This window comes from Oceanobacillus jeddahensis, from assembly GCF_000750635.1.
Taxonomy (GTDB): domain Bacteria; phylum Bacillota; class Bacilli; order Bacillales; family Amphibacillaceae; genus Oceanobacillus; species Oceanobacillus jeddahense.
The window spans coordinates 85,299-110,748 of record NZ_CCDM010000009.1 but is presented as its reverse complement, the minus strand read 5'-3'; the positions used below and the strand labels follow the sequence as shown (position 1 = coordinate 110,748).

The 25,450-nt window shown below is 37.0% G+C and carries 29 protein-coding genes; 3 read left to right on the top strand and 26 right to left on the bottom strand.

Annotation, left to right across the window (positions count from 1 at the left end):
* Positions 1 to 1,110 precede the first annotated feature (1,110 nt).
* Together lexA and BN986_RS24905 are read left to right on the top strand one after the other, a co-directional pair.
* The gene (lexA, locus tag BN986_RS24910; protein ID WP_040985357.1) at positions 1,111 to 1,731 is read left to right on the top strand and encodes a transcriptional repressor LexA; all 621 of its coding nucleotides are present in this window, start codon (positions 1,111 to 1,113) and stop codon (positions 1,729 to 1,731) included.
* Positions 1,732 to 1,906: 175 nt separating this feature from the next.
* Complete coding sequence (locus BN986_RS24905) at positions 1,907 to 2,170, top strand: hypothetical protein (RefSeq protein ID WP_040985355.1); 264 nt, start codon at positions 1,907 to 1,909, stop codon at positions 2,168 to 2,170.
* A gap of 334 nt (positions 2,171 to 2,504) precedes the next feature.
* Here BN986_RS24905 and spo0A read toward each other — a convergent pair whose 3' ends face one another.
* The 24 genes from spo0A to BN986_RS24785 form a co-directional block, all read right to left on the bottom strand.
* Positions 2,505 to 3,287, bottom strand: coding sequence for a sporulation transcription factor Spo0A (gene spo0A / locus BN986_RS24900; protein ID WP_040985353.1), 783 nt, complete (start codon positions 3,285 to 3,287; stop codon positions 2,505 to 2,507).
* Between the two features lie 323 nt (positions 3,288 to 3,610).
* Positions 3,611 to 4,810, bottom strand: coding sequence for a SpoIVB peptidase (gene spoIVB / locus BN986_RS24895; RefSeq protein ID WP_081922330.1), 1,200 nt, complete (start codon positions 4,808 to 4,810; stop codon positions 3,611 to 3,613).
* A 247-nt stretch (positions 4,811 to 5,057) separates the two neighbouring features.
* Positions 5,058 to 6,752, bottom strand: coding sequence for a DNA repair protein RecN (recN, locus tag BN986_RS24890; protein WP_040985351.1), 1,695 nt, complete (start codon positions 6,750 to 6,752; stop codon positions 5,058 to 5,060).
* A gap of 24 nt (positions 6,753 to 6,776) precedes the next feature.
* Positions 6,777 to 7,226, bottom strand: a complete 450-nt coding sequence (ahrC, locus tag BN986_RS24885; RefSeq protein WP_040985350.1) for a transcriptional regulator AhrC/ArgR — start codon at positions 7,224 to 7,226, stop codon at positions 6,777 to 6,779.
* A 35-nt stretch (positions 7,227 to 7,261) separates the two neighbouring features.
* The gene (locus BN986_RS24880) at positions 7,262 to 8,071 is read right to left on the bottom strand and encodes a TlyA family RNA methyltransferase (RefSeq protein ID WP_040985348.1); all 810 of its coding nucleotides are present in this window, start codon (positions 8,069 to 8,071) and stop codon (positions 7,262 to 7,264) included.
* A gap of 40 nt (positions 8,072 to 8,111) precedes the next feature.
* Positions 8,112 to 8,996: a polyprenyl synthetase family protein gene (locus BN986_RS24875; RefSeq protein WP_040985346.1), complete on the bottom strand. Its 885-nt coding sequence runs from the start codon at positions 8,994 to 8,996 to the stop codon at positions 8,112 to 8,114.
* 4 nt (positions 8,997 to 9,000) lie between these two features.
* Positions 9,001 to 9,243, bottom strand: coding sequence for an exodeoxyribonuclease VII small subunit (locus BN986_RS24870; protein ID WP_040985344.1), 243 nt, complete (start codon positions 9,241 to 9,243; stop codon positions 9,001 to 9,003).
* Complete coding sequence (gene xseA, locus BN986_RS24865; protein WP_040985341.1) at positions 9,221 to 10,591, bottom strand: exodeoxyribonuclease VII large subunit; 1,371 nt, start codon at positions 10,589 to 10,591, stop codon at positions 9,221 to 9,223. Before xseA ends, BN986_RS24870 begins: the two co-directional genes overlap by 23 nt.
* Positions 10,588 to 11,442, bottom strand: a complete 855-nt coding sequence (gene folD, locus BN986_RS24860) for a bifunctional methylenetetrahydrofolate dehydrogenase/methenyltetrahydrofolate cyclohydrolase FolD (RefSeq protein WP_040985339.1) — start codon at positions 11,440 to 11,442, stop codon at positions 10,588 to 10,590. The genes xseA and folD overlap by 4 nt, the downstream gene beginning before the upstream one ends.
* A gap of 14 nt (positions 11,443 to 11,456) precedes the next feature.
* Entirely contained in the window at positions 11,457 to 11,837 is a 381-nt protein-coding gene (gene nusB, locus BN986_RS24855; protein ID WP_040985337.1) for a transcription antitermination factor NusB, read from the bottom strand.
* Positions 11,838 to 12,147: 310 nt separating this feature from the next.
* Positions 12,148 to 12,531: an Asp23/Gls24 family envelope stress response protein gene (locus BN986_RS24850; protein ID WP_040985336.1), complete on the bottom strand. Its 384-nt coding sequence runs from the start codon at positions 12,529 to 12,531 to the stop codon at positions 12,148 to 12,150.
* A 12-nt stretch (positions 12,532 to 12,543) separates the two neighbouring features.
* A complete protein-coding gene (gene accC / locus BN986_RS24845) occupies positions 12,544 to 13,917 on the bottom strand; it encodes an acetyl-CoA carboxylase biotin carboxylase subunit (protein WP_040985334.1) in 1,374 nt (457 codons plus the stop codon).
* A gap of 13 nt (positions 13,918 to 13,930) precedes the next feature.
* Positions 13,931 to 14,416: an acetyl-CoA carboxylase biotin carboxyl carrier protein gene (gene accB / locus BN986_RS24840; RefSeq protein WP_040985332.1), complete on the bottom strand. Its 486-nt coding sequence runs from the start codon at positions 14,414 to 14,416 to the stop codon at positions 13,931 to 13,933.
* A 460-nt stretch (positions 14,417 to 14,876) separates the two neighbouring features.
* On the bottom strand, positions 14,877 to 15,530 hold the full coding sequence (locus BN986_RS24835) for a SpoIIIAH-like family protein (RefSeq protein WP_081922329.1): 654 nt from the start codon (positions 15,528 to 15,530) through the stop codon (positions 14,877 to 14,879).
* A gap of 13 nt (positions 15,531 to 15,543) precedes the next feature.
* Entirely contained in the window at positions 15,544 to 16,182 is a 639-nt protein-coding gene (gene spoIIIAG / locus BN986_RS24830; protein WP_040985330.1) for a stage III sporulation protein AG, read from the bottom strand.
* Positions 16,179 to 16,805, bottom strand: coding sequence for a stage III sporulation protein AF (spoIIIAF, locus tag BN986_RS24825; protein ID WP_244445101.1), 627 nt, complete (start codon positions 16,803 to 16,805; stop codon positions 16,179 to 16,181). The genes spoIIIAG and spoIIIAF overlap by 4 nt, the downstream gene beginning before the upstream one ends.
* A 7-nt stretch (positions 16,806 to 16,812) precedes the next feature.
* Positions 16,813 to 17,997, bottom strand: coding sequence for a stage III sporulation protein AE (gene spoIIIAE / locus BN986_RS24820; RefSeq protein ID WP_040985429.1), 1,185 nt, complete (start codon positions 17,995 to 17,997; stop codon positions 16,813 to 16,815).
* Between the two features lie 364 nt (positions 17,998 to 18,361).
* Positions 18,362 to 18,754, bottom strand: a complete 393-nt coding sequence (spoIIIAD, locus tag BN986_RS24815; RefSeq protein WP_040985328.1) for a stage III sporulation protein AD — start codon at positions 18,752 to 18,754, stop codon at positions 18,362 to 18,364.
* 11 nt (positions 18,755 to 18,765) lie between these two features.
* Positions 18,766 to 18,966, bottom strand: coding sequence for a stage III sporulation protein AC (gene spoIIIAC / locus BN986_RS24810; RefSeq protein WP_040985326.1), 201 nt, complete (start codon positions 18,964 to 18,966; stop codon positions 18,766 to 18,768).
* A gap of 33 nt (positions 18,967 to 18,999) precedes the next feature.
* Positions 19,000 to 19,518 carry a stage III sporulation protein SpoIIIAB gene (gene spoIIIAB / locus BN986_RS24805; RefSeq protein WP_244445098.1) on the bottom strand — a complete coding sequence of 173 codons (519 nt, stop codon included), beginning with the start codon at positions 19,516 to 19,518 and terminating at the stop codon, positions 19,000 to 19,002.
* Positions 19,481 to 20,434: a stage III sporulation protein AA gene (spoIIIAA, locus tag BN986_RS24800; RefSeq protein ID WP_040985322.1), complete on the bottom strand. Its 954-nt coding sequence runs from the start codon at positions 20,432 to 20,434 to the stop codon at positions 19,481 to 19,483. Before spoIIIAA ends, spoIIIAB begins: the two co-directional genes overlap by 38 nt.
* A 385-nt stretch (positions 20,435 to 20,819) precedes the next feature.
* Positions 20,820 to 21,377, bottom strand: coding sequence for an elongation factor P (efp, locus tag BN986_RS24795; protein WP_040985320.1), 558 nt, complete (start codon positions 21,375 to 21,377; stop codon positions 20,820 to 20,822).
* 38 nt (positions 21,378 to 21,415) lie between these two features.
* Positions 21,416 to 22,477 carry a M24 family metallopeptidase gene (locus BN986_RS24790; RefSeq protein ID WP_040985318.1) on the bottom strand — a complete coding sequence of 354 codons (1,062 nt, stop codon included), beginning with the start codon at positions 22,475 to 22,477 and terminating at the stop codon, positions 21,416 to 21,418.
* An 82-nt stretch (positions 22,478 to 22,559) separates the two neighbouring features.
* A complete protein-coding gene (locus BN986_RS24785) occupies positions 22,560 to 23,066 on the bottom strand; it encodes a YqhR family membrane protein (protein WP_052401153.1) in 507 nt (168 codons plus the stop codon).
* Between the two features lie 300 nt (positions 23,067 to 23,366).
* Here BN986_RS24785 and BN986_RS24780 point away from each other — a divergent pair, with 300 nt between their 5' ends.
* Complete coding sequence (locus BN986_RS24780) at positions 23,367 to 23,750, top strand: SA1362 family protein (protein ID WP_040985316.1); 384 nt, start codon at positions 23,367 to 23,369, stop codon at positions 23,748 to 23,750.
* Between the two features lie 168 nt (positions 23,751 to 23,918).
* Here the strand turns inward: BN986_RS24780 and BN986_RS24775 are convergent, their stop codons facing one another.
* Positions 23,919 to 24,809 (bottom strand): patatin-like phospholipase family protein, encoded by an 891-nt coding sequence (locus tag BN986_RS24775; RefSeq protein WP_040985314.1) that lies wholly within the window; start codon positions 24,807 to 24,809, stop codon positions 23,919 to 23,921.
* A gap of 194 nt (positions 24,810 to 25,003) precedes the next feature.
* Positions 25,004 to 25,423: a transcriptional regulator MntR gene (gene mntR / locus BN986_RS24770; protein ID WP_040985312.1), complete on the bottom strand. Its 420-nt coding sequence runs from the start codon at positions 25,421 to 25,423 to the stop codon at positions 25,004 to 25,006.
* Positions 25,424 to 25,450: the final 27 nt, after the last annotated feature.

The following is a 25,450-nucleotide window of genomic DNA, read 5'->3' as shown; positions in this document are numbered from 1 at the left end:
TAAAGTGTAAGGCACCGCTGCGGCGGACCGTTTTGCTTTCCGACGTACAAATGTTTTCGATGGGGCGAGTAATCGCAGCCCCACCCCCAGGACGTTGCGGTTTTAGTCTGCCTAGGGGCACGCTCTTCAGCTAACTTTTGCCAAGCGCTCTTCTTGGCAAAAGTTAGCTGAAGAGCGTGCTGATCCCACAGGAGTCAAAACGGTCCGCCTCCGCTAGTTAAATGTTCTATACGTGGAATAGCTGAACAAATAAAAGTAGATTAGGCAGAACATATTTTTTATGCTGCATGGTAAAAGTTCCAACAGATTACTTTCTGTGCATGAAAGCTATTCCTGTTGTTAATTATCCATGCTATTTTGATTCGAACTGCTAAACCATCCATTTGAAATACCGGAATGATCGTGTCATCAAACGATAGAGAAACTATTTCGTCCAACCCAACAGGATGTTATTTCTTATATTCGCTGTAGAATCCTATCAGAGCGGAGTGGTTGGCCGGAGCGGAAGCTATGCACTATCATTCGTTCAAAAAAAGCTGATTTAACTAAAAAGCAAGCATAATAAAGAAGAACTTGATAATCCTGAAACAGCAAGATATATATGCTTATTTTTAGGTGAGATAGTTGAGTTATTCATAAATCGTTAAGCATGATGAACGCTCCCGCCGCTTCATTTCTCACTAAATTTGCTGCGGCGGCTTCTATATCAATATTTATATTCATCTTAAAAAATTCTTATTTGAAAATAGATTCCATCACAAATCGTATTTACTCGGACGGCCAAAGTCAAGAGTATGCTTACCTGTTTAATAAAATAAGCAGGAAAATATGTTATTCAGTTTAAAACTTACACCGTCGTAACCATCATTGTATATAAAAATATTAACGCAATAATAAAAGCTACAATATAAAATGCATCAGACTTCATTAGTTTTTCAAACATATTAAAACTCCCCTTTAGTAATTTATAAAGTTCCGGAACAGTTGTTCTTATTATAGTATATTTAGAACAACTGTTCCTGTCAATACTTTTAGAACATTTGTTTGTAAAATAATTTGTTAAATGCTATACTATGAATAACAAATATCTATGCTAGAGGGGAGTAAGTCATGACAAAACTATCAAAAAGACAGCAGATGATTTTTGACTTTATTAAAGATCAAGTGGAACAAAAAGGGTACCCGCCTTCCGTACGTGAAATCGCAGTGGCTGTCGGATTAGCTTCAAGTTCTACTGTTCACGGACATTTGGAGCGATTAGAAAACAAAGGGTATATTCGGAGAGACCCGACTAAACCCCGTGCAATTGAGATTATATACGGCAATGAAAACAGTGCACCTAAAGATAAGGCCGTCTATGTTCCTGTAATCGGAAAAGTTACAGCTGGAATTCCTATCACTGCAATTGAAAACATTGAAGAATTCATTCCAGTTCCCAGCTCTACGGCTGGGCCAGATGAAAATCTTTTTGTACTTGTTATTGATGGAGAAAGTATGATTGAGGCAGGTATTTTAGACAATGATATGGTTATTGTTAAACAACAGAGTTCTGCAGATAATGGAGATATTGTTGTGGCAATGACAGAAGATGATGAAGCTACTGTTAAACGATTTTTCAAAGAGAAAAACCGTTTCCGCCTACAGCCTGAAAATGCAACAATGGAACCTTTATATTACGAAAATGTATCCATCCTCGGTAAGGTTATCGGACTATACCGCAATATTCATTAAACAATAATCATCAATATATCTTTGCCAGAGCATAATGTCTTATTCAAATGTGCAAATAGCTGTTTATAAAAAAGGTTAACAGATATCACATCTAAAATGTGTCTGTTAACCTTTTTAACATAATACTTGCTTGTTCTTCATACGTTTGTATAAAGGACAAGAGGGGTGTATTACAATGACCGATATATTAAAAAAGAAAAGATGGCTCTATCTTCCAATCATAATTATCAGCTTTATATTAGGACTTTTTTATTTAACAAAAGTTGCCGACTATTTAACACTTCCATTTTTATCCTTACTTTTATTGATTCTTACTTTTCTGGAAGTTTATCCAAGTAAAAACTATTTTTCTAAAGGCAATTTAATTAAAATGATCTCTGCTATTTTAGTTATTGCTCTTGCCCTATGGTATCAAATTGCTGTTTTTATCCTCGGATAAATAGCATTTAACTTCTTACTAATATCTTACAGGTGATCACAGGTTTTCTTTAAACTAAACGAATGATAACTTCATGTCAAACCATTATCAGCAACTTTATTAAGTATTATTTTGCCTTCATTCAAAATTATAATAAATCCTTTCATCAAATAATACCTTGAAATATATGCGTTCTAAAGCGAATTAATCCAGTTACAAGTTTTAATCTCCTGCTTCTAATGTAATTTATTTATTCAGATTTTTCACTGATTTAACATAAATTATTTTTGTATCAGTAAAAAGTAAGAGATAGACCAGACCAGTAAATATAACCCACCATACTTTAATTAACCAATTAGGACACCTTATGCTCCAATCTCAACCGATCAGCCACCATTGCAATAAACTCGCTATTTGTCGGTTTTGCTTTGGAAATATTGATGGTGTAACCAAATAAAGCGGAGATAGAGTCAATATTTCCTCTGCTCCAGGCAACTTCTATTGCATGACGAATCGCTCTTTCTACACGTGAAGCAGTTGTGTTGAATTTTTTAGCAATATCAGGATACAGCACTTTCGTAATGGATCCCAAAAGATCAATATCATTATAAACCATTGTAATCGCTTCTCTTAAATACATGTATCCTTTAATATGTGCAGGTACACCTATTTCATGAATAATATTTGTTATATTTGCTTCCAAATCCTGTTTCCTTTTATCATCTATATTCGTTTTCGTTACATTCGTCGCTCTTGGAGCACTGGTTCCCCGTACCTGTAATATTTGATCAGCCAAATTCTGAATATCAAATGGCTTTAAAATAAAATAAGAAGCTCCTAAATCAACGGCTTTCTTCATTACCTCTTCTTGGCCAAAAGCTGTCAGCATGATTACATGCGGTTTTTTAGTTAATTCCATTTTTTTAATTTCATTTAATACAGCAATGCCATCCATATGTGGCATGATAATATCCAATACCAGAACGTCTGGTGTCTTTTCCTCAATTAAAGAGATGCAATCCTTGCCGTTTAACGCAGTCCCAACCACTTCAATTTCCTCTTGCTGTCCAAAAAAGTCCTCCATTAATTGAATTAGCTCACGATTATCATCTACAAAACATACTGATATTTTATTCACTAAAAAATCCTCCCTTTTGCTTTTTAATGCACCTATTACTTATTCTACAAAAAATAAGAATATCCTCTTTAAATTAAAAAAACTTTTGATTTATTTCGATTTTCTTAAGTATTCTCCTTTTTCCTTTATTTTTCAACAACCTTCGACAAATTCTTTATAACTTTATTGTATCCGTTTTCATTATAACAGATATATGCTTGTTTTTTTTCACAAAAATAAAAAATACTTGGAATGATATACACATCATTCCAAGTATTTTTTATCTCAGCTTCACAAACATTTATTAGAGGGATAAAAAGATCCCGATCAAATGAAGTTTAACTTTATGCCGCAGATTCATTATCTTCTGGTTGGATTATACCGGCATCTTCAAGCATCCATTCAATATGAACACCATAGCCAGAAGTAGGATCATTTACAAACACGTGCGTTACGGCACCAATAATCTTGTCATTTTGAATAATTGGGCTGCCGCTCATTCCCTGTACGATCCCCCCCGTTAATTCCAACAACTTCGGATCTGTGATTTGAATAACCATTCCTTTTGTCGATGCTGATTTTTGAGGAACACTGCTAATAATTTCAATGTCAAATTCTTCAATTTTTTCCTCATCAACAACGTTCAGAATTTTCGCAGGACCTTCTTTCACCTCATGGGATAATGCGACAGGAAAGGTCTCTTCATATTTTTCATGATTAACCTCTTTCTCCAATTTTCCAAAAATCCCAAAATCCGTATTTCTTGTGATGTTACCAATTCTTTTTTCTTGTGTTTGAAAGGAAGCTTGCTTTTCTCCTGGCAAACCATTATCTCCCTTTTCAATGGATGTTACAGATGAATGAATAATGGAACCTTGTTTGATATCAATCGGTTTTTTTGTATCCATATCCGAAATAACATGCCCTAAAGCACCGTATCTGCCTGTTTCTGGATCATAAAATGTCATGGTTCCAATTCCAGCAGCTGTATCTCTGATATATAAGCCAATTTTATACGCATTTTCTTTCTTATCAAAAATTGGCTGTAAGTTCGTTTCAATAAATTCATTTCCGCGTTTCAGTTTAACTTGCAGTTTTTTGTTTTCTTTGCCACTATGATCCACAATTGGTTTAATATCTGTCATATGATTGATTTTTTGTCCGTTTATTTCAACAATTGTATCGCCAACATTTATTTTAGCAGCTTCCCCCGGAGATTTTGCTCCTTCTGATGCTTTTACCTGATGGTGGCCAACAACCAGAACTCCTTTTGTCTCTAACTGCACTCCGATGGATTGTCCACCTGGCACTACTCTTACATCTTCTAAACGTTGATATTGTTCTTTATCTTTTTCATCCTCATTATTTGTACTTTCTTCATTATTAAAAAAAGGAATGATTGGATGGTCATGAAATACCTCTTTATACCCTTGCATGGAAGTTTCTGCGTGGATAAAGGAAGGGGAAATAAAAAACAACATAAAAATTAGCGATAAGAGCGAACTAATTCTATATATCCACTGGCTCTTACTTGGTCTGCTCATAAATCGTCTCCTCCTCTTACAAAAAATATTTTCTTTCTGTACATATACTTTTTGCAGTTGGAGGGCAGTTTAAACTGGAACAACCTATGTGATATGTGTATCTTTTCCTCTAAAAATTTGGATAAACGTATGTATAGTGTGTTGTTCTTCAGATGCAAAAGGACATGTGATTGACGGAAATTGTAAGTATAGGAAAAAGAAAAAAACCGGTACATTTATTGTCCGATTTTTTTACGTTTTTATCCCTTTAATTTGATTTTTTAAAACGGTCTGCTAAGGCTAACATTTCCTTCGCATGATCTTTTGCAGTAGCCGTTAATTTTGTTCCGGTAATCATCCTGCTTAATTCTTCAATAAGTTCTTTATCATTTAATTCAATAACAGACGTAAAAGTGCGGTTTTCCTTTTCTTTTTTCTGGATGAATTTATGTGTATCCGCCATTGCAGCAACTTGCGGAAGATGTGTAATACATAATACTTGTGATTCAATCGAAATCTCCTGAATTTTTTCAGCAATTGCCTGCGCAACTCTTCCGCTAACACCTGTATCCACTTCATCAAAAATAACACTTGTGATGCCTTGATGTTTGGAGAAAATCTTCTTTAAAGCAAGCATAATTCGTGATAACTCCCCACCTGACGCAATCTTTGTAAGGTCTTTTAACGGTTCACCTACATTGGTTGAAATGCGGAATAGTATTTTATCATAGCCATTTAATTTTAGTTTTCGTTGTGCAGAATCCTCAAAATCGATGGAAAAAGTGGTTTTTTCCAAATAAAGGTCTTTTAATTCCCGGTAAATATCCTTTGTTAGATGTTCAGCTGCCTGTTTTCTTAAATGATGAAGCTGATCTGCTTCCAACAAAGCATCCTTTTCCAGCTCATCGATTTCAGTTACCAGTGTATTTAAATGGGATTCCCTATTGGTAATCTGTTCCATTTCTTCTTCGACACGGCCTAAGTAGTCTAACATTTCTTCAACAGTTGGACCATATTTACGTTTTAATCGATTTAATTCATCGATTCGCTGTTCAATTTCATTTAACCGTTCTGGATTGTATTGTAGCTGATCAAGATAATTACGCATATCATAAGTAATTTCCTCCAGCATATAATAATGATTAGATATACTATCTAATTTTTCAGCGATAAAGGGATCTAAATCTGCCCCATCCTGTAATGACTGCTGTGCTTGACTAATTAAATCTAACCCATGCTGCTCCCCATATAAAGCAAAATACGCATCCGAAAGGGATTGATGCAGTTTTTCGTAGTTAGACAGTTGATTACGTTCTTCTTCCAGATCCCTATCTTCATTAGGGATAAGCTGTGCCTCAGTTAACTCCTGCTGTTGGAATTGGAGTAAATCAAGACGCTGTGCCATTTCCTGTTCATTGTCATTTAGACTGCGGTATTTCTTTTTCAAATTTTCCAGACGATAATAAATTTCCTGATAATCCTTTTTAGCTTCTTTCATCACGTCTCCGAGATAAAGATCTAAAAAGTCAATATGCTGCTCATTATCCATCAACGATTGTGTTTCATGCTGACTATGAATATCAATCAATGTCTTTCCGAATTCCCTGAGAATAGCCAATGTCACCAATTTACTATTTACACGACAAATGCTTTTTCCAGAAGAAGTTATTGTTCTTTGGAGTACAATTTGCTCATCACTAATTTCAATCCCATATGCTTTGCCTACTCGGTAAATTGGATGTTTTTCGTGATCGATGAAAAACAGTCCCTCAATCTCTGCTTTATTCGATCCATGTCGAACAAAGTCAACAGATCCTCTTGCTCCAGCTAACAATTGGATCGCATCAATAATAATGGATTTTCCTGCACCTGTTTCCCCAGTCAGCACTGTAAGTCCTTCTTGAAAGCTTAAGGACAATTCCTCAATAATCGCAAAGTTTTTTATCGATAATTCTGTTAACATGCTTACTCACCCCGATTAAATATTTTAAAGCATTCCAATTAATCGATTTTTAATATCTTCCGCATGTTCAGGTGTCCTGCATATAATTAAGCAAGTATCATCACCGCAGATCGTTCCCATTATCTCTTCCCAATCCAAGTTATCAATCAAGACGCCAACAGCATGGGCATTACCAGGGAGTGTTTTCAAAATAATAAAATGGCTTGCATTTTCAATTTTGACAAATGTATCCACAATTAACCGCTGCAGTTTTTGCAGTGGATTAAACCGTTGATCAGCTGGCAGGCTATATTTATACTGACCTGTATTTGTTGGAACCTTTACCAATTGTAATTCCTTAATATCTCGTGATACAGTTGCCTGTGTAACGTTATAGCCAAGATTTTTCAATGAATCAACAAGCTCATCCTGTGTTTCAATGATATTTTCTGTAATCAGTTCACGAATTTTAATATGACGTTGTATTTTACTCATGTACAAGCCCTCCTTTATCGTAATGCTGTCAAAAATTATGGGGTCAATGCCTGTTGCGCTTCCCTAACAACTTCTTCTAAGTCCATGTTCTTCGGCGTTTCTTGATTTTCGCACCTAAAATGCGCCAAAAATTCAATGTTTCCTTCTGTTCCTTTAATAGGTGAATAAGTTATGTCCACTAAAGTAAAGAATGCATCTGCAGCATAATTAACGACTTTCTCCAAAACCTCCAGATGAATTGCTGAATCTCTTACGATTCCTTTTTCACCAACCTGATCTCTAAACGCTTCAAATTGAGGCTTTATTAATGCAATCACATCATTTTTTTCATGCAGCAAGGTAGCAAGGACAGGGAAAATATGCTTTAAAGAAATGAAAGATACATCAATAGAAGCCACTTCAGGCAGACCGTACCCGAGCATATCTGGTGTAACATGTCTGAAGTTTGTCCGCTCCATCTCAATTACTCTTGGATCGTTACGGAGTTTCCAATCTAATTGATTATAACCGACATCAATCGCATAGCATTTTTCAGCACCATTTTTTAAAGCACAATCTGTAAAACCACCTGTGGATGAGCCGATATCCATAAAGATTTTACCTGAAACATGAATTGAAAATAATTGAAGTGCTTTTTCAAGCTTATATCCGCCACGACCTACATATTTTAATTGTTTGTCTTTGATTCGAAGCGGCTTCTCAACAGGAATAAGACTTCCAGGCTTGTCAATACGTTCTTCCCCTGAATAAACCAGTCCCGCCATCACAGCTCGTTTTGCTTTCTCTATATCTTCCACTAGTTCTCGTTCCACTAATAGCTCAGCAATTCTTTTCTTTTTTTTCATAAACTTTTTCCTTTACTTATTTAATTCATGAAGATCCTATTTAGTGGTCTCTTTCACTAAAATAATCCGTCAATGCCTTCAAAAGAGAGTCTTCTGCATCAGCTAATTTTAAGTTCTCATACGCTTTTTGAACATATTTTTCTTTTTGAGCAATGGCTCCATCCAATCCTAATAATTTCGGATATGTGCTTTTTTCATTTAGTTCATCACTGCCTACTCGCTTGCCCAGTTTTTCTTCCTCACCGGAAACATCGAGAATATCATCCTGAACTTGAAAAATAAGTCCTAAATAATACGCGTACTTCTCTAAATAATGTAATTGTTTATCTGTAGCATTTGCTAAATAAGCCCCTGCAAATATGGCAAATCGGATAAGCTCTCCTGTTTTTAACGTATGAATTTCTTCCATTTCTTCTAAAGAAACAGATTGTTTTTCCGCTTCCATATCAAGAATTTGTCCACCAACCATCCCTTTAGGGCCGCTGCATGCCGTCAACTCTTTCGTAAGTGTCACCTTTTCATCTGGAGTAAGCGAAGGATCATTCAAAATCAATTCAAAGCTGTATGTTAATAGTGCGTCACCTGCAAGAATCGCTGTTGCTTCATCAAATTTTTTATGATTCGTTAACATACCCCGGCGGTAGTCATCATTATCCATTGCCGGCAAATCATCATGAATGAGAGAATAGGTATGTATCATCTCAAGAGCAACAGCTGATGACATTGCTTTTTGAACATCTTCACTGTATACTTCATAGCTTGCAAATAATAAAATAGGACGTAACCTTTTTCCTCCTGCGTCTAAAGAGTACAGCATAGACTCTTTGAGATTGCCCGGTATCTCAAGCTTATTAAAGTAGCTCTTATATGCTTTTTGCAGTTCTTCCCGATAATACTCCAGATAAGCTTGCAATCGTTTATGCATAATTTTATTTGTCCTCCTCTACATCAAACGGCTCTAATTCACCCTGTTCATTTAAAATATGCACCATTTTTTCCTGTACATTTGTTAGTTTTTCATTACATAATTTAGAAAGCTTCATGCCATCATGATAATATTCAATCGCTTGTTCCAGTGGAACATCGCCCTCTTCAAGCTTGTTTACAATAACTTCCAGCTTCTCCATTGCTTGCTCAAAACTTAATTCATCATAATTCTTCTCTTCCGTCATGCTGCTCTACCTCCTTTAGTTTTTGTACATTTGTTTGGATGTATCCATCTTTCAATCGTACGTCCATGGTTTCTCCCTCACGTACATCCTTGATGGATTTAACAACATCACCATTCGAGTTGTAGCTGATTCCGTAACCGCGAGCCATAATAGCAAGCGGGTTAACCAATGTTAATTTATTGATAGAAGCTTGTAACTCATTTTCTGATTTTGTAAACATCTGTTTCATAGACCTGTTTAACTCTGACAATAATTTATTATTTTTTTCAGCTGCCATTTTTATTTCCTGCTCTGGATGCTGTGTATCCAATCTCTGTTTTAAATGTGTATAACGAATTTGCTTCTGTTCTATTCTTGATTTTAAGGACTTATTTAATGTATCCAACATATTATCCAGCTCTTGCTCTTTTTGAGCAATCAATTGTTTTGGATATTTAAATGCATACGTTTGGCTTAAAGATTCTAAACGTTTCATATGCATTTGTATGTCTGTACGCATGAATTGTGTCAACCGCTGCTTTAAATAGGAAACTTTATCAAGCTGCTCTGCCTGAGAAGGAACAGCTAATTCAGCAGCACCTGTTGGTGTAGGAGCACGTAAGTCAGATACAAAATCAGCAATGGTTGTATCTGTCTCATGTCCTACTGCAGAAATAATAGGAATATCCGACGCATAAATTGCTCTTGCTACAGCTTCCTCATTAAAGCTCCATAATTCCTCAATAGAACCTCCACCGCGACCAACAATTAAAACATCATACGTATCTGGAAATGCATTTGCATATTGAATTTTTTTGACAATGGAATCGACAGCCTGTGGTCCTTGTACAGAGACAGGCAGAACCGTAATTTTTACGGCAGGTGACCTTCTTTCAATCGTTGTTACAATATCACGAACAGCCGCCCCTGTTGGTGAGGTGATGACGCCGACATGATTCGGATATGCAGGGATTTCCTTTTTTTGTTCATCAAGAAACAAGCCTTCTGTTTGCAATTTTTCTTTCAATTGCTCAAAAGCTTGATACAATGCGCCGATGCCATCTGGTTCCATTTCACGAATATAGAGCTGATATTGCCCATTTGCCTCGTACACACTTACTTCTCCGCGAATAAGTACACTCATTCCATTTTCCGGGCGAAATAAAAGCTTGCTGTTATTAGAAGAAAACATCACTGCTTGAATACGGGCATTATCATCTTTTATAGTCATATACATATGTCCGCGGCTATGGTGTTTAAAATTAGATATTTCCCCGCGCAGCCAAACCTGCCGTAAATGAGGGTCTGTGTCTATCTTACGTTTCACATACCTGGTCAGTGCAGTAACTGTTAGATAATTGTCTTTCACTTTTCAGACAATCCTTTTGCAGCTTTAATTGTATTTTTTAAAAGCATTGTAATCGTCATCGGGCCAACACCACGGGGAACAGGTGTAATATAAGACGCTTTTTCCTTCGCGCTTTCAAAGTCCACGTCGCCTGTCAGCTTTCCATTATCCATGCGGTTGATCCCAACATCAATAACAACTGCTCCTTCTTTCACATAACTTCCATCAACAGCATGCTGCCTGCCCATTGCAACCACTAGAATATCTGCCTCAGAAGCCATTTCACGGAGATTTTTGGTACGGGAATGGCAATATGTAACTGTTGCATTTCTTTCTAATAGTAATAATCCCATTGGCTTCCCGACAATATTACTACGCCCAATAATTACTGCATGCTTTCCTTCAATGTCAATATTTTTAGATTCAAGCATCGTGAGAATCCCAAATGGAGTACATGGTAAAAAGGTTTCTTCTCCATTTACAAGCTTTCCAATATTAATGGGATGAAAACCATCTACATCTTTTAAAGGTGTAATCGCATGGATAACCTTCTGTTCATCAATATGATCAGGTAATGGTAATTGTACAAGAATGCCATGTACATGTTTATCATTATTTTGGTTTTCAATAACCTGTAATAATTCTTCCTCAGATACTGATCCGGGAAGTTCAATCAAATCAGACGAAATACCAGTTACAGCACAAGCTTTTTCTTTCCCTTTTACATAAGATTTTGAGGCAGGGTTGTCTCCTACTAAAATTACCGTTAAATGAGGATGGATGTCCTTCTGCTTTAACAGCTCTACTTCTTGTTTCATTTCTTCTTTCAATTGATCAGATAATTCTCTTCCGTTTAACAATTCTGCGGTCATGTTCGTTCTCCCCCTTAAGAAATAACCTTTGATAATACACCGTTAATAAATTTACCGGACTGTTCGTCTCCAAATGTATGTGCCAGCTCTACTGCTTCATTAATTGATACATTTGGTGGAATGTCCTCCATGTATAATAATTCATAAACAGCAAGTCTTAAAATGGTACGTTCTACTGCTGCAATGCGGTCGAGTGACCAATTCTCAAGGTTCTCTGCTATTTTTAAGTCAATGGTTTCTTTATAAGTAATTACTCCTTCAATCAGCATGGATAAGAATACATCTTTCCGCTCTTCTTCTTTCAGAGATTCCATCGCTAAGCTTACTTCCTCTTCATTCATATCTAACTGAAAAAGTGTTTGAAATGCTTTTTCTCTGGCTTTATGTCGGTTCATCACGCAGCTCCTTCTACATTCTTTCATTTACTGTTAAAATCATAACACGTTTTCCTTATTTTTGGCTAGGATACAGTATGCCCGCTTTTTTGTGAAGAAAACTTAGCATTCACTTATCTTTTGCTGGTATAAGAATATGCTAATTCTGATATTCCTTTAAATCAATCGTTTTCTTTATCTTTTCTATTACGTACATAGAAAAACACAGGCTATGGCCTGTGTTTTTCATTGCATATCAAGATGTATATTCATACATGTGGCTTTATCTCCAATTTGAAATTTTTAAGGCATGAGTTTTTGTTTAAAGCATTTATACAATTTCCTGATTTTCCATTTGGATACCTGCTACATGAACATTTACTTCTTCAACCTGAATAGATGTCATCGTATGGACATTTTGCTTAATGTTTGTTTGCAGTTTTGCCGCAACTTCTGGAATTGATTTTCCAAACGTAAGTATGACATAAATATCAATAATAGCACCATTATCCGTCAGTTCAACACGTACGCCTTTGCCATGTGACTTCCTGCCAAATTTTTCAGCAACACCTGTTGCAAAACTGCCATGCATCGATTTTACTCCATCTACTTCTGTTGCAGCGAATCCTGCAATAACCTCAAGGACTTCCGGTACAATCTGTACACTGCCTAAGCTGTCATCCTCAAGAATATCTAATAATTGTTGATCACTCATTGCCCTCACTCCTTATTCGCTATCCTCATCTTCCTTTTCCTCGATGATTGGATATTCAGTTAAGAAATTTGTATTGAAGTCTCCCTCTTTAAACACAGGGTGACTCATAATTTGATATTGAAATGGGATAGTTGTGTGCACCCCTTCAACAACAAACTCTTCTAATGCACGCCTCATACGCTCTACTGCCTCATTTCTTGTTGAAGCATAGACGATAAGCTTAGCGATCATGGAATCATAGTATGGCGGAATTCTATATCCGCTATAGGCACCAGAGTCCACCCGGACTCCTAATCCACCAGGTGGCAAGTACATTTCAATTTCTCCTGCAGAAGGCATGAAATCCTTATATGGATCTTCTGCATTGATACGACACTCAATGGCATGCCCTTCAAATGTAATATCTGCTTGCGTAAATGCAAGCTCTCTGCCGTCAGCAATACGAATTTGTTCTTTAATTAAATCTACTCCAGTAACCATTTCTGTTACGGGGTGCTCTACTTGAATACGGGTGTTCATTTCCATAAAGTAAAATTCATTCGATTGTCTGTCAAAAATGTATTCAATTGTTCCTGCACCAACATAATCTACTGCCTGAGCTGCTTTTACAGAAGCTTCTCCCATCCGTTCTCTGAGTGTTTCATTAATTGCAGGTGATGGAGATTCCTCCACCAGCTTTTGCAAACGGCGTTGAATCGAGCAGTCCCTTTCGCCAAGATGCACGACATTTCCATGTGTATCAGCCAGGACTTGAATTTCCACATGTCTAAAATCTTCAATATATTTTTCGATATAGACGCCCGGATTACCAAAAGCCGTTTCCGCTTCTTTTTGCGTTAACTCCATTCCTTTCATCAATTCCTCTTCAGATCGGGCTACGCGAATTCCTTTACCACCGCCGCCAGCAGTCGCTTTAATAATTACAGGATACCCTATTTCAGCAGCGATTTCTTTTGCATGTTCTGCACCTTCCACAATCCCTTCTGAACCTGGAACAACAGGAACATCCGCAGATTTCATTGTTTCTTTGGCAACATCCTTAATTCCCATTTTTTGAATAGCTTCTGGCGTTGGACCGACGAACGTCACATTGCATGCTCTGCAGATCTCCGCAAAGTCAGCATTTTCTGCCAAGAATCCATATCCTGGGTGTATCGCATCAACCTCTGTCGACAACGCAACACTCATAATATTAGTTATATTTAAATAGCTATCTTTACTTAATTTGGGACCGACACAATATGCTTCATCCGCTAACTCCACATGTAATGACTCCTGGTCTGCTTCAGAATATATTGCGACTGTCTCTATGCCCATCTCTTTACAGGCCCGGATAATTCGGACAGCTATTTCTCCACGATTGGCAACTAATAGCTTTTTAATCAATTATTCCATCCCCTTACTTCTTCTTTACTCTAAATAATGGCTGACCATATTCTACAAGCTCACCATTTTCAACTAAAACTTCCACAATCTCTCCATTAGTTTCAGCTTCAATTTCATTAAATAGTTTCATTGCTTCTACAATACATACCACTGTACTGCTATCCACTGTGCTTCCTTTTGTCACAAAAGGATCGCTGTCCGGAGAAGAAGAAGCATAAAACGTTCCAACCATTGGGGAAACAATTTCATAATCATAGTCCGCTGAAGCTTGTGATGTTTCTTCCGGCTTCACTTCTGTTTGAGCACTTGTTTCAGACTGTGACTCTTGCATTACCGGAGCTTGACGTTCTGCTGATACTTGAGGCTGTGTTTGAACGGTAGTAGAGCCTGTATTTTTTTTCATAGCTATCATTGCACCGTTTGCCTCATAAGAAAATTCCGTTAATGATGATTTATCGACCATTTGAATAATTTCTCTAATTTCATCTACTTGTAACATGTTGGCACTCCTCATTTCAATTAAAATCTTTTTCTGTTTCATGTTGGCTATTTTATTACCTTCTAATATATTACGATAAAATGAACAAAAACTTCAAGTCTACCGTAAAACGTATTTTAAGATGGTAAGATTCATTAGCCTTTCATCTTTATTATAACAGTTAATGCCTGTGGATGTTGGTATAAAACGCTACTTTATTCAGTGGGAGTTTTCGACGCACAACTCTTTACGGTGGGACGAGTAATCTTAGGCTCCAGGACGTCGCGAACTTAGTCTGCTGCTTTTCTCCCACTGAATTAGCCTGAGTGATTCAGGAGGTTAGCTCACCTGATCTCCCTCCTGAATAAATGTATTCTCCCATTTTATTTGGAGGCGGGAGTTTTACGGGCGGTTCTCCGTGATAAACTATTTTTTACATTCGTAAAGCCAGCAGCTCGAAAATGGGCTGCTGGCTTGTTATTTACTCTTCCGTTCCCTCTGTTTCTGCTGGTTCTTCTGCCTCTTCTGTTTCTGTTGGTTCTTCTGTTCCTTCTATTCCTTCTGTTTCTGTTGGTTCTGAGGTTTCTGTAGTTGGTTGAAAATTAACTTCTGCTTTGACATCTTCTCCAAATTCATCACGGGCCATCTGCATAATATTCGCTGCTTCTGTTACAGGTAATTCCTCCGTTTTTACATGGATATGGACTTTTCCATCGTTGGAACGGACTAGCACGTCTTCGTATTCTGTAGCTGCCAAGAGTTGTTCCTGTAGAATGGTTTCTTTGCTCGCTAATTCCTCTAAACTATCAATTTCCTGCAATGCTTCATCCTTTTCAGTTGCTGATGCATTTGCTGAAGCAACTACATCCGTTAACTGGCTTTTTTTCCGGCTGCGTTCATCTTGAATTTCCATACGAATGGTTGTAAATAATTCATCACTATCTACGTTTTCGATATTCTCGACTTCAATTCCTTCTTCCGATTGTGTTGCAGGTACCGCTTCTTCTGTAGTTGCTTCTTGTCCATCATCTACAAATGCTAAATCATTCCCACCTGCGGAAAAGATGTAATAAACACTTAAAACAACCATTAAGCTTAACATTGTGAGTAACCATACTGTTTGTTTTTTTAACATACATTCTACCTCCTTAATTTTTAGGCATCACTGAAATTTTATGTGAAGGGACATCTAGTACCCTGGATACCGCTTCAATCACTTGACTTTTCATCGACTGACTTTCCATCCCCCCTGCAACAATGAATACGCCCCGTACTTCTGGCTGTTTTGTTTGTACAAGTAAAGGTGTTTCCTGATCTCCTTGACGGTAAAGTACAACCTGATGATCATCCGTCTGATCTTCGACTGTTCTGGATCCCCCATTTCGATCTGTTTCATCCGTCGTCTGTTGTCCCGTTGTTCTATTTTTTTCATAGACATGCTCACTGGTTGCTTCTAAATTAATCATTACTTCTGTGTCTGAAACACCATCCATCTGGTTTAGCATGCTGGCTAGGTGCTCCCCCAGCTCATCCTCCAATTCTTTTATCTCGTCCCCTGTAGGTTCTGATGCTGTTTCTTCTGTAATTTCCATCTGAGAATCATCATAAGGAACAGGCTGGACCTCCTCTTCTGGTTTTAAAACATTACTAATAATCATAAATAGGATTCCCACCAGACCTAAAATGACGATAAATCCTATTTTTTTAGACGGCTGTTTTTGTTCTTTACCTGAAGCATGTTCGCTATCCGTGGTCTGTTTTAAAAAGTGAGTCAGTTTATTTTTCAAAATCCCTCTCCTTCCCAATAGACCGTTATTTCTTTATCCTCAATTTCCCAAAGTTCTCTTAAACTGGCCTCCATCTCTTGTAACAACTCTTCTGAATGCTCTTCCTCCTCATTGCCCCATTCAATAACAACATCTTCAACCGTGTTCATCGCTCCTTCCCCTGGTTCTGATTCTGTTATATAAACAATGACCTCTGTTAACTCCTCGTAGGATACGGAGTCCACTACAGAGAATTGGAAATCAATGGAGACAATCTCCGCGTCAAATTCTTCTTTCAATGAATCTGCCGCTATATTTTCCAATTCAATAGCCATTTGTTCTAAAATATATGCATCTTGTCCACTTTCTATTTCTTTTTTTTCTAAATCTATTTGATTTTCTATCGACGGTTGTCCTTGAAACTGACTCTCAATTTTATTCATCGAGCTTGATATGGCTGTATTTATGTCCGTATTAAATAAATAAAAAACAGGCTGAAGTAGAATCAAAATTAAGATTAAACTAGTCGCTAACCGCACATATTTTTGCAGATGATTTGCTGGAATGAGCAAATCAATCACGGAAGCCAGAATAATAAATAAAATGATCTGTGTAACCCAATCTGTAAATATTTCGATTCTCATCAACCCCCTATCTTAGTAAAACGGTTAAATTACTTGCTGCAATGATAATGACAATCCCTAAAAAGAACATAAGAGATACAGCCAATAGACAGGCTAAAATAAATAGGATATACGTACTTACTGTATTTAAGCATTGTACAATTGGTCCCCCGCCAAGCGGTTGTAATATCGCCGCTGCCAGTTTATAAATAATCGCAATCACGCCTACTTTTAAAGCTGGAAAGGCGACAATAAATAATATGATAAAGAGACCAATCATCCCTACAGCATTTTTTAAAATAAGAGACGCACTAAGAATGGTATCCGCAGCATCAGTAAAGGTTCTCCCTAATACCGGTATAAAATTTCCTGTTACAAATTTAGCTGTCTTCATCGCTACTCCGTCTTGAACCGCTGTCGCCGTACCTTGAACAGAAATAACTCCTAAGAAAATAGTTAAGAAAACACCAAGACTGCCAACAGCAACATTTCTAAAAAGATTAGCTAAATGTGTTACTTTAAAATGACTATTTAAACTGCTGATAATAATCAACATAGCTGAGAGGAACAATAAAGGTAAGACAAATGCTGAGATAAACACACCACTAAAATGAATAAAAAATATAATAATCGGATGAAAAAAAGAGACAGAGATTACATTTCCAAAGCTCGCCATCATCCCCAGTACGAGAGGCAGAAGTGCAATCATAAAACTTTGCATCGTATCAATCGCCTCTTTTGTATAGGAGGTCGCCAGATAAAAACTATTCAATACAATAAATAATAAGACTAAAAATACAACAAAATAAGCAACCTTACTAACCGTTGTCTGTTCAAATGCAGATTGAATCGACTGGAGAACAACCGCAAATAGTGTCAGCATCAAAAGCGTTCCTAAAAGCTTTCCATTGATAATCAGCTCATGTAAAAGATAGCGTAAAAAGTGCATTAAAATATCTTGAATCGAGAAACTATCTCCATTTTTTATCCATTCATATATACTGATTTTTTGTAAATCAGGTAGGTTATCACCATATTCCATGATTAGCTGATCCCAATAAGATTGAATTTCATCTAACGAAATTTCATCTAACAATGTATTTTGAAGCTTTTCCTCCTCCTCAACTGTAATCGGAGCATCCTCATCCTCAGCTTGAACAACAATTGAATCTCCTTGGATAACAACAAAGGCAATCAACAACATGTATATCATCCGGAGTAACTTGGCAGGTCTTCTAGACAATCTGGATACTCCCTTTCCTGGTGGTGGTATTAGAAAGTATTAAATTTGACATGAATATTTTATCGCAGTGTAACTGGCTGGGACTGGGGCTGCGATTACTCGCCCCATCGAAGAACTTTTGCGATTACTCGCCCCACCGAAAACCATTGCGATTACTCGTCCCATTGTAAAGAGTAGTGTGTCGAAAAACCCCCACTGAAGGAAGTTTCACTTTATATAAACGACTTCGGGTACTACTTCAGACTCTACTTAAACTGAGCTCCAAGGAATGAGTAATCGTAATCCTTAAGCAAGTGCGCTACACGTTTCATTTCTGTCTTTTCTTTCTCACCGGTTAAACATTAGGGATAAAACCAATAATCGCTTCAATTACCGCTGTAATAATAGGAACAGCAAGTAGTAAAATAAATATTTTTCCTGCTAATTCAATATATTTGGACACAGAGTTAAGACCAGCATCCTTGGTCAGATGTGCACCAATTTCTGCAATATAGGAAATACCAATAATTTTTAAAATGGTCGTCAAATAAAGTCCCTGTACATTTGCTTGATCTCCTAGCCTCTGAATCGTTTCAAATATTAATTGGACTTGCTGAATAATCGAGAAAAAGATAACAATTCCCGTAATAAGAATGATAAAAAAAGCAATAGAAGCATGGACTTCTTTTAGAAGGATATATAATATGCTTGCTAATACACCTAAAACCGTAATCTGGAGAATATCCATATCTAATCCCCTTAAAATAGAAATACAGATCTAATTTGTTGAAATAAATCAGAGAGCCCATTAACCACAATAAGTAAAACAATTATAAAACCAATTAACGTGGCAAATTGGGCGATTTCTTCCTTGCCCATTTGTTTTAAAATTGTATGGATAAGCGCAACAATAATGCCTATACCAGCAATCTGAAATAGAATTAATGCATCCACAAACATGTCCTTGCCCCTTCCCTCATGCCGCCATTATCTTTACATAAACAAAAGTGCCAAAAAAATACCACACAGTAATCCCAACACATTTGACAACTTTCCGTACGTTTGAAAGCGTTCTGTGGCATTTTTCCATTGCTCTTCTAGATAAAGATTCGTTAATTTTAAGTGTTTTTGTTGTTGCTCAATATCATGCTGGCCAAGCGTTCTTCCAAATTGAATCAATATTTCCTGCTCACTTTTTTGCAGCGAAGATTGTCCAATTAATCTTTGTGTACACACTTCCCATATATCATCAAAAACTTTTTCTTTATTCTTTAGCTCCTCTGCAAGCTCTTGATAAAATATCGCGATGGGACCTCTTAATTTTTTACTAATTATTTGAAAGGCTTCTTGTAATGGAACCTGGCTATAAACCATTTCCGCCTCTAAAATCTGAAGCGATTGTAATAGTAATTGAATATGCTTTGGACGTTGTTTTAATGCTCTTCCCCATTCCCATCCAAGTATGGTAGACATACTAATTAAAAGCAGCACGCCAATCCACTTCAACTTCACCACCTCTTTGCTTAAGACTCATTTTTTTCCCTTCACTATCAAAAGCATCGATCAGTTTACCTATTTTTCTTCCTTGCCCAAGGAGTAAAAATCGCTCAAAAATAGATTCCTGCAATATTTTTTGGATGGATAGACGGCGGTATAAATCAGCTATACTTCCTGCATGCAACGTGCAAATAACTTTTACTCCTGCCTGCGATGCCTCTATAATCGCTTCTACATCCTTCTCCGTTCCGATTTCATCAACGATTAAAATATCAGGAGATAACGTACGAATCGCCATCATCATCCCTTCTGCTTTTGGACAAGCATCTAAAACATCTGTTCTTACCCCTATATCATGTTGTGGAACGCCTCGAATAGATGCCGCTATTTCTGAACGCTCATCCACAATCGTTACCTTTTTAGAACGGCTCGTATTAGTCTCGCTAGCTATTTGCCTGCAAATATCTCGTATCATCGTTGTTTTTCCAGATTGCGGAGCTCCAAGAATCATAGTATGATGATACGCTCCATCATAGATATAAGGCATTAGTATATCTGCACAACCTTTTTTTTGCTTGGCAATCCGAATATTGAAAAAGGATACAGGTTGAATCGCTTTTACTTTTTTATCCGCAGTGATAATTCCTCCTGCAATTCCGACACGGTGGCCGCCTTCAATCGTTATAAATCCATTACGCAATTCTTCTTCCATTCGATATAATGAATATTCACTCAGCTGATTCAGGATATAAATAACTTCCTTTTTATCCGGTAATGGCTCGTCCAGCCAGCATATAGAGGAATCAAAAATAAATTCTATTTTTTGATGAATACGTACTCGAATTTCTTGGAGCTGTGGCCAACGATAACCTACTAAATCTTCTATTCGTCCTTGAAAAGATGGTGGGAAAAGCCGCAAAATTTCATTCATCGTAAAACCCCGCTTTTAAAAAATACAATTAGCTTGTTTTACTTAGAGATATATGATTTTAAAATGAAATTATGCCCTGAGGACTGTTTCTTTATGGGAGGGATATAAATTGAAACTTCATTCAGTGGGAGTTTTACCGGCGGTTCTCCGTGATATAATTTAAAAGTTGATAAAAAGGAGATAAAGTAAGGGATGGAAACGCTGCAATTTAATTTTTCTCATAAAAAAGCAGCCTGCTAAGATTAGCAAACTGCTTTTTTTACACTTTAAGAAAGCATAAGTGCAATGCTTTTGATGGGGCGAGTAATCGCAGCCCCAGCCTCAGCCCCAACTAAGGCATTCGCAAAAGGCCTGGCGAATGCCTAGTTTTCTTTATTAAAATTCATTATGCTCTGGAAACATATTTTCCGTCAGCTGTGTTAATTACAAGAACGTCACCTTCGTTAATAAAGAAAGGAACTTGTACAATATGTCCAGTTTCTAATGTTGCCGGTTTTGAACCACCGCTTGCTGTGTCACCTTTTATTCCAGGCTCTGTTTCTGTTACGGTAAGCTCAACATTATTTGGAAGGTCAACACCAATGATCTCTCCTTGATAGCTGACCACGGAAACTTCCATATTTTCTTTAATAAACTTTAACTGTTCTTTGATTTGGTTTGCAGGAATTTCAATTTGTTCATACGTCGATGTATCCATAAATGCATGCGCATCGCCAGAAGCATATAAATACTGCATTTTGTTATTTTCAATGTGTGCTTTCCCTACTTTTTCACCAGCACGAAACGTTTTTTCCTGAATGTTTCCATTACGTAAATTACGTAGCTTCGAACGTACAAATGCTGCTCCTTTTCCTGGTTTTACGTGCTGAAATTCAACAACTTGCCAAATATCATTGTCCACTTCAATGGTTAAACCTGTTTTAAATTCATTTACTGAAATCATCATTTTTCCTCCTGTACCCTTGGTTAATGTACTTCCTATTATAATTGGATTAATTCTTTGGGAGCAAATGTCAGCCGTTCATTACCCTCTTCTGTAATAACAATATCGTCTTCAATACGGCAACCGCCTAACCCTGGAACGTATATTCCAGGCTCTACCGTAACTACCATCCCAGGCTCTAATACTGCTTCAGAGCGGGTCGACAATCCAGGACTTTCATGTACTTCCATTCCTAATGCGTGACCTGTCGAATGCCCGAAACGATCACCAAATCCTTTTTCCGTAATATAATCTCTGGTTAAAGCATCTGCCTCTTTCCCAGTCATACCGGATTTCGTTCCTTTTACTCCACGAAGGTTCGCCTCTAATACTATATCATAAATTTCGCGTAACTCTACAGAAATTTCTCCAACAGCTACCGTTCTTGTGATATCAGAGCAATAACCATTATATAATGCACCATAATCCAGTGTCACAAGCTCGCCTTCCCCAATTTTTTTAGCGGATGCTACGCCATGTGGCAAAGCAGAGCGTAACCCGGAAGCTACAATCGTATCAAAGCTTGATGAAGTCGCACCCTGTCGACGCATAAAGAACTCTAATTCATTCGATATCTCAATTTCTGGTACCCCAGGCTCGATAAATGATTGAATATGTGCAAATGCATCATCAGCAATTTTCGCAGCTTTTTTCATAATCTCCAACTCATCAGGCTTTTTAATCATACGCAATGTTTCAATGATTCCTTCCACAGGAACTAATTCTTGAGAAAATTGACTTTGAAACGCTTCAAATTGACTATAAGTCGTATAGTTTTTCTCAAAAGCTAACCTTTTCACTCCAAGCTTGTCGAGTTGATTTGCAATTTCTTGATTCATCCCATGTTTATGTTCAATAATTTCAAATGCCGCTGCCTGCTCAGCAGCTTGTTCCGTATAACGAAAATCTGTAATAAATAAAGCTTTATCCGCTGTAATTAACGCCGTTCCAGCTGACCCGGTAAAATTAGTAATATAACGTCTGTTATATGGGCTATCAATAATCATGGCATCCACTTTGTTTTCGTCTAATGTTTCACGTAAGCGATCAATTTTCGTCAAAAGGCTTCATCCTCTCCAAAATCTCAAGTGTCATTAGTCATTTTATCATATATCGTTTCATTTGAATAACCCTAGGAAGATGCTAGCTTTTATTGATGATATCTTCGGTCTGCTTCGAATCCATATAATCATAGGAGATGGAATAGCCTATAAATGTTCCATATAATATGAATAAACATATCGTGGTTATCCAGGTATTTAGTGACCACTCCATGACAGCAGGGATATCACTAAATATCGGACGGAATAAAAGAAATAGAATTGTCCATAAAATAAAACCATATACTATCCCTACCCACATATACTTTATTTTTCTGAAAACCAAATAATATAGAAAAGCAACAAGCAAAGAAACTACTCCAGCCAGAATCGTTGTAAAAAGCACCCCCAACCATGTATCTGTCCATGCGTTCGACACCCAGGAAGTTAGCAGATATGACTTTGGATTAACCTCCAAAAAATTAAAGTAGTACATCGCGCTTGCAAGTAAGCTAAATAGAACTCCTCCGATAAAGCCCGTATACATTGATTTTTTTAACACAGATTCTTCATTATCATTTAGTTGTTGTTTTTTTGACATACGTCTCATTATCACACACCTCCACCTCTAGTATGACCAAATAGGGAAACTAGTATGATGAAATAATCTTTCTGAAAATCTGTGGGAATATTTTTCATGAAAGAGGGAATAAATAAGTAACAAGAGAGCAGTTATTGCTGGAGATGATGACTTCTACGTCCCCAAATGTTTTCAACAGAACAAAGTAGATACAGCGCTTTTAGACAGAACGAATAAATGTCGCTTCAGTAGAAGTCTCTTAACAGACGTACTCTAGCATAATATGGTAAAATAAAAGCATAAATAATGTGTGAGAAAGGAGGATTTCAATTGAGAAATAAAGCAGTATCTATTTTTGTTTATGTAATTATTGCTTTTGCGGCTTTCGGGTTATTTACACAGTTATTTGGTAATACAGCCGCATTTCTATCAAGATTATTGATTTCGATTGGAATAGGGGCAGCTATTTTTGGATTGGTTTATTTCTTTCTCATACGCAGGCAGCAACCATCCGGGCGGCAGCGAGATAATATGAAAAAATATAAGCAGGCTGTAAAGCAATCTAAATCTAAATATGGTCACCAGCAGGCTGTAAAGCGAACTGGGTCCAGTTCTCAAAAAGTAAGCCAAAAGAAAAGAAATCCTAAAAAAGCAAGTCATTTACGTGTCATTGAAGGAAACAAAGCGAAGAAAAAGAACCGTGTTTCATCTTAAAAGAGATTTTAATACGATAGATGCAGGAGCTTGGACATTGAGCTCCTTTTTCATTTCTCCTAAAATTTCATTTTCACTAAGAAAAAGTGCATTCAAATAGATCTTTTATTTGAATGCACTTTTTCTTCTAATTTATCTGTCACATTATCTTTTCTTATAGAACTAAGCCTAACCACTCCATGTACGTAAAAATTTCTCACTGGACTCTTTCCCTATTTGCCGAAGCTTTTCTCTGCTTTCCTCCGTAATATTAAAATTCATGGAGTTCTGTTCAGGAGTGGGAACAAAAATAATATGGTCTGCTTGATGTTTGGAAATATACCGATTATCATGTGCCTGTTTCATCGTTGCAAAAAGGGAAGGAAACATATGGAGAGCATTTCGAATTTCACGTGGTTCCAGAGATGAAGAAGGGTCTGTTAATCTTACCCCAATGATTGGACGTGTTTTCTTCTCCTCATCTTCTGAAAAAATCCATAAGGGAAAATTGCTGAGTAAGCCTCCGTCCACGATAACACTTTTTTCTTTATTTTTTCCTTGTATTCTTTTTGGCATAAAAAAATACGGAAACCCTGCACTCATACGAATAGCTGCTGCTACAGAGAACGTATCCGGATGTAACCCATAAACACGTTCCAAATCATCTGGAATAACAACCAATTTCCCTAAAGATAGATCACTGACTACAACCTTTAACGCGCCTGGTTTTAAATCACCAAATTGGTATATATTTTGCTTGGCCAGTACTTCTCTCAACCACGTTTCCAGTGTCTCTCCTTTATATAATCCTAATTGAAAATAGAGAAATAGCCACTTTGTCACCGGTAATAGCTTTGATAATAGTGGCTGATCAGCTAAATTTTGGACATCCAAAGATTTCATTAATTCTTTAATATCTTTACTGTGATAACCCGCAGCAAGGAGTCCTGCTATAATAGCACCAGCAGAAGTTCCAGCAGCACGCTCTACTTGTAAATTTTTCTCTTCCCAAGATTCTAATACGCCAACATAAGCAAACCCCTTCACTCCCCCGCCTGAAAACACAGCATCAATTTTCATCACATCGCTCCATCCCATTTAGGTGCTTATTGATTTATACGTTTCTTAGCTTGTTCATTATGCGTACTGGTTTAATCTGAGGATAGGGAAAAGGCTATTGTAATGGCTCTACTTATTAAGTCACTTAAGCAAATTAAATCTATACCATATGTAAAAAAAGAAATCAAAAAACCAGTCGTTCTTTGAACAACCGGCTATGCTTTATTTGCTTCGCTTATTTTTTGTAACTCATTTCTCCGTTCTTCATCTTCCTTAAAATAAGCAACCACATCTGCTATTCTGTCAATGGAATTCCAGCTAAGATGATGCTCGATCCCCTCCACATCATTATATATATGTTCTTCATCTACTCCAATCAGCTCCAGAAAATCTTCTAACAGCTCGTGTCTGAAAACAAGTCGTTCACCGATCTTCTTACCCTTCGATGTTAATACAAATCCACGATACTTTTCATAATCTAAATAATTATCCTTGTCCAATTTCTGTACCATTTTTGTCACAGAGGAAGGATGCACTTCTAATGCTTCTGCAATGGATGATACTCTGGCGTATCCTTTAGCTTCTATTAAATTATAAATGATTTCAATGTAGTCTTCCATGCTTGGTGTAGGCATAAAAAAGCTCCTTTCTATGTTTTTTCA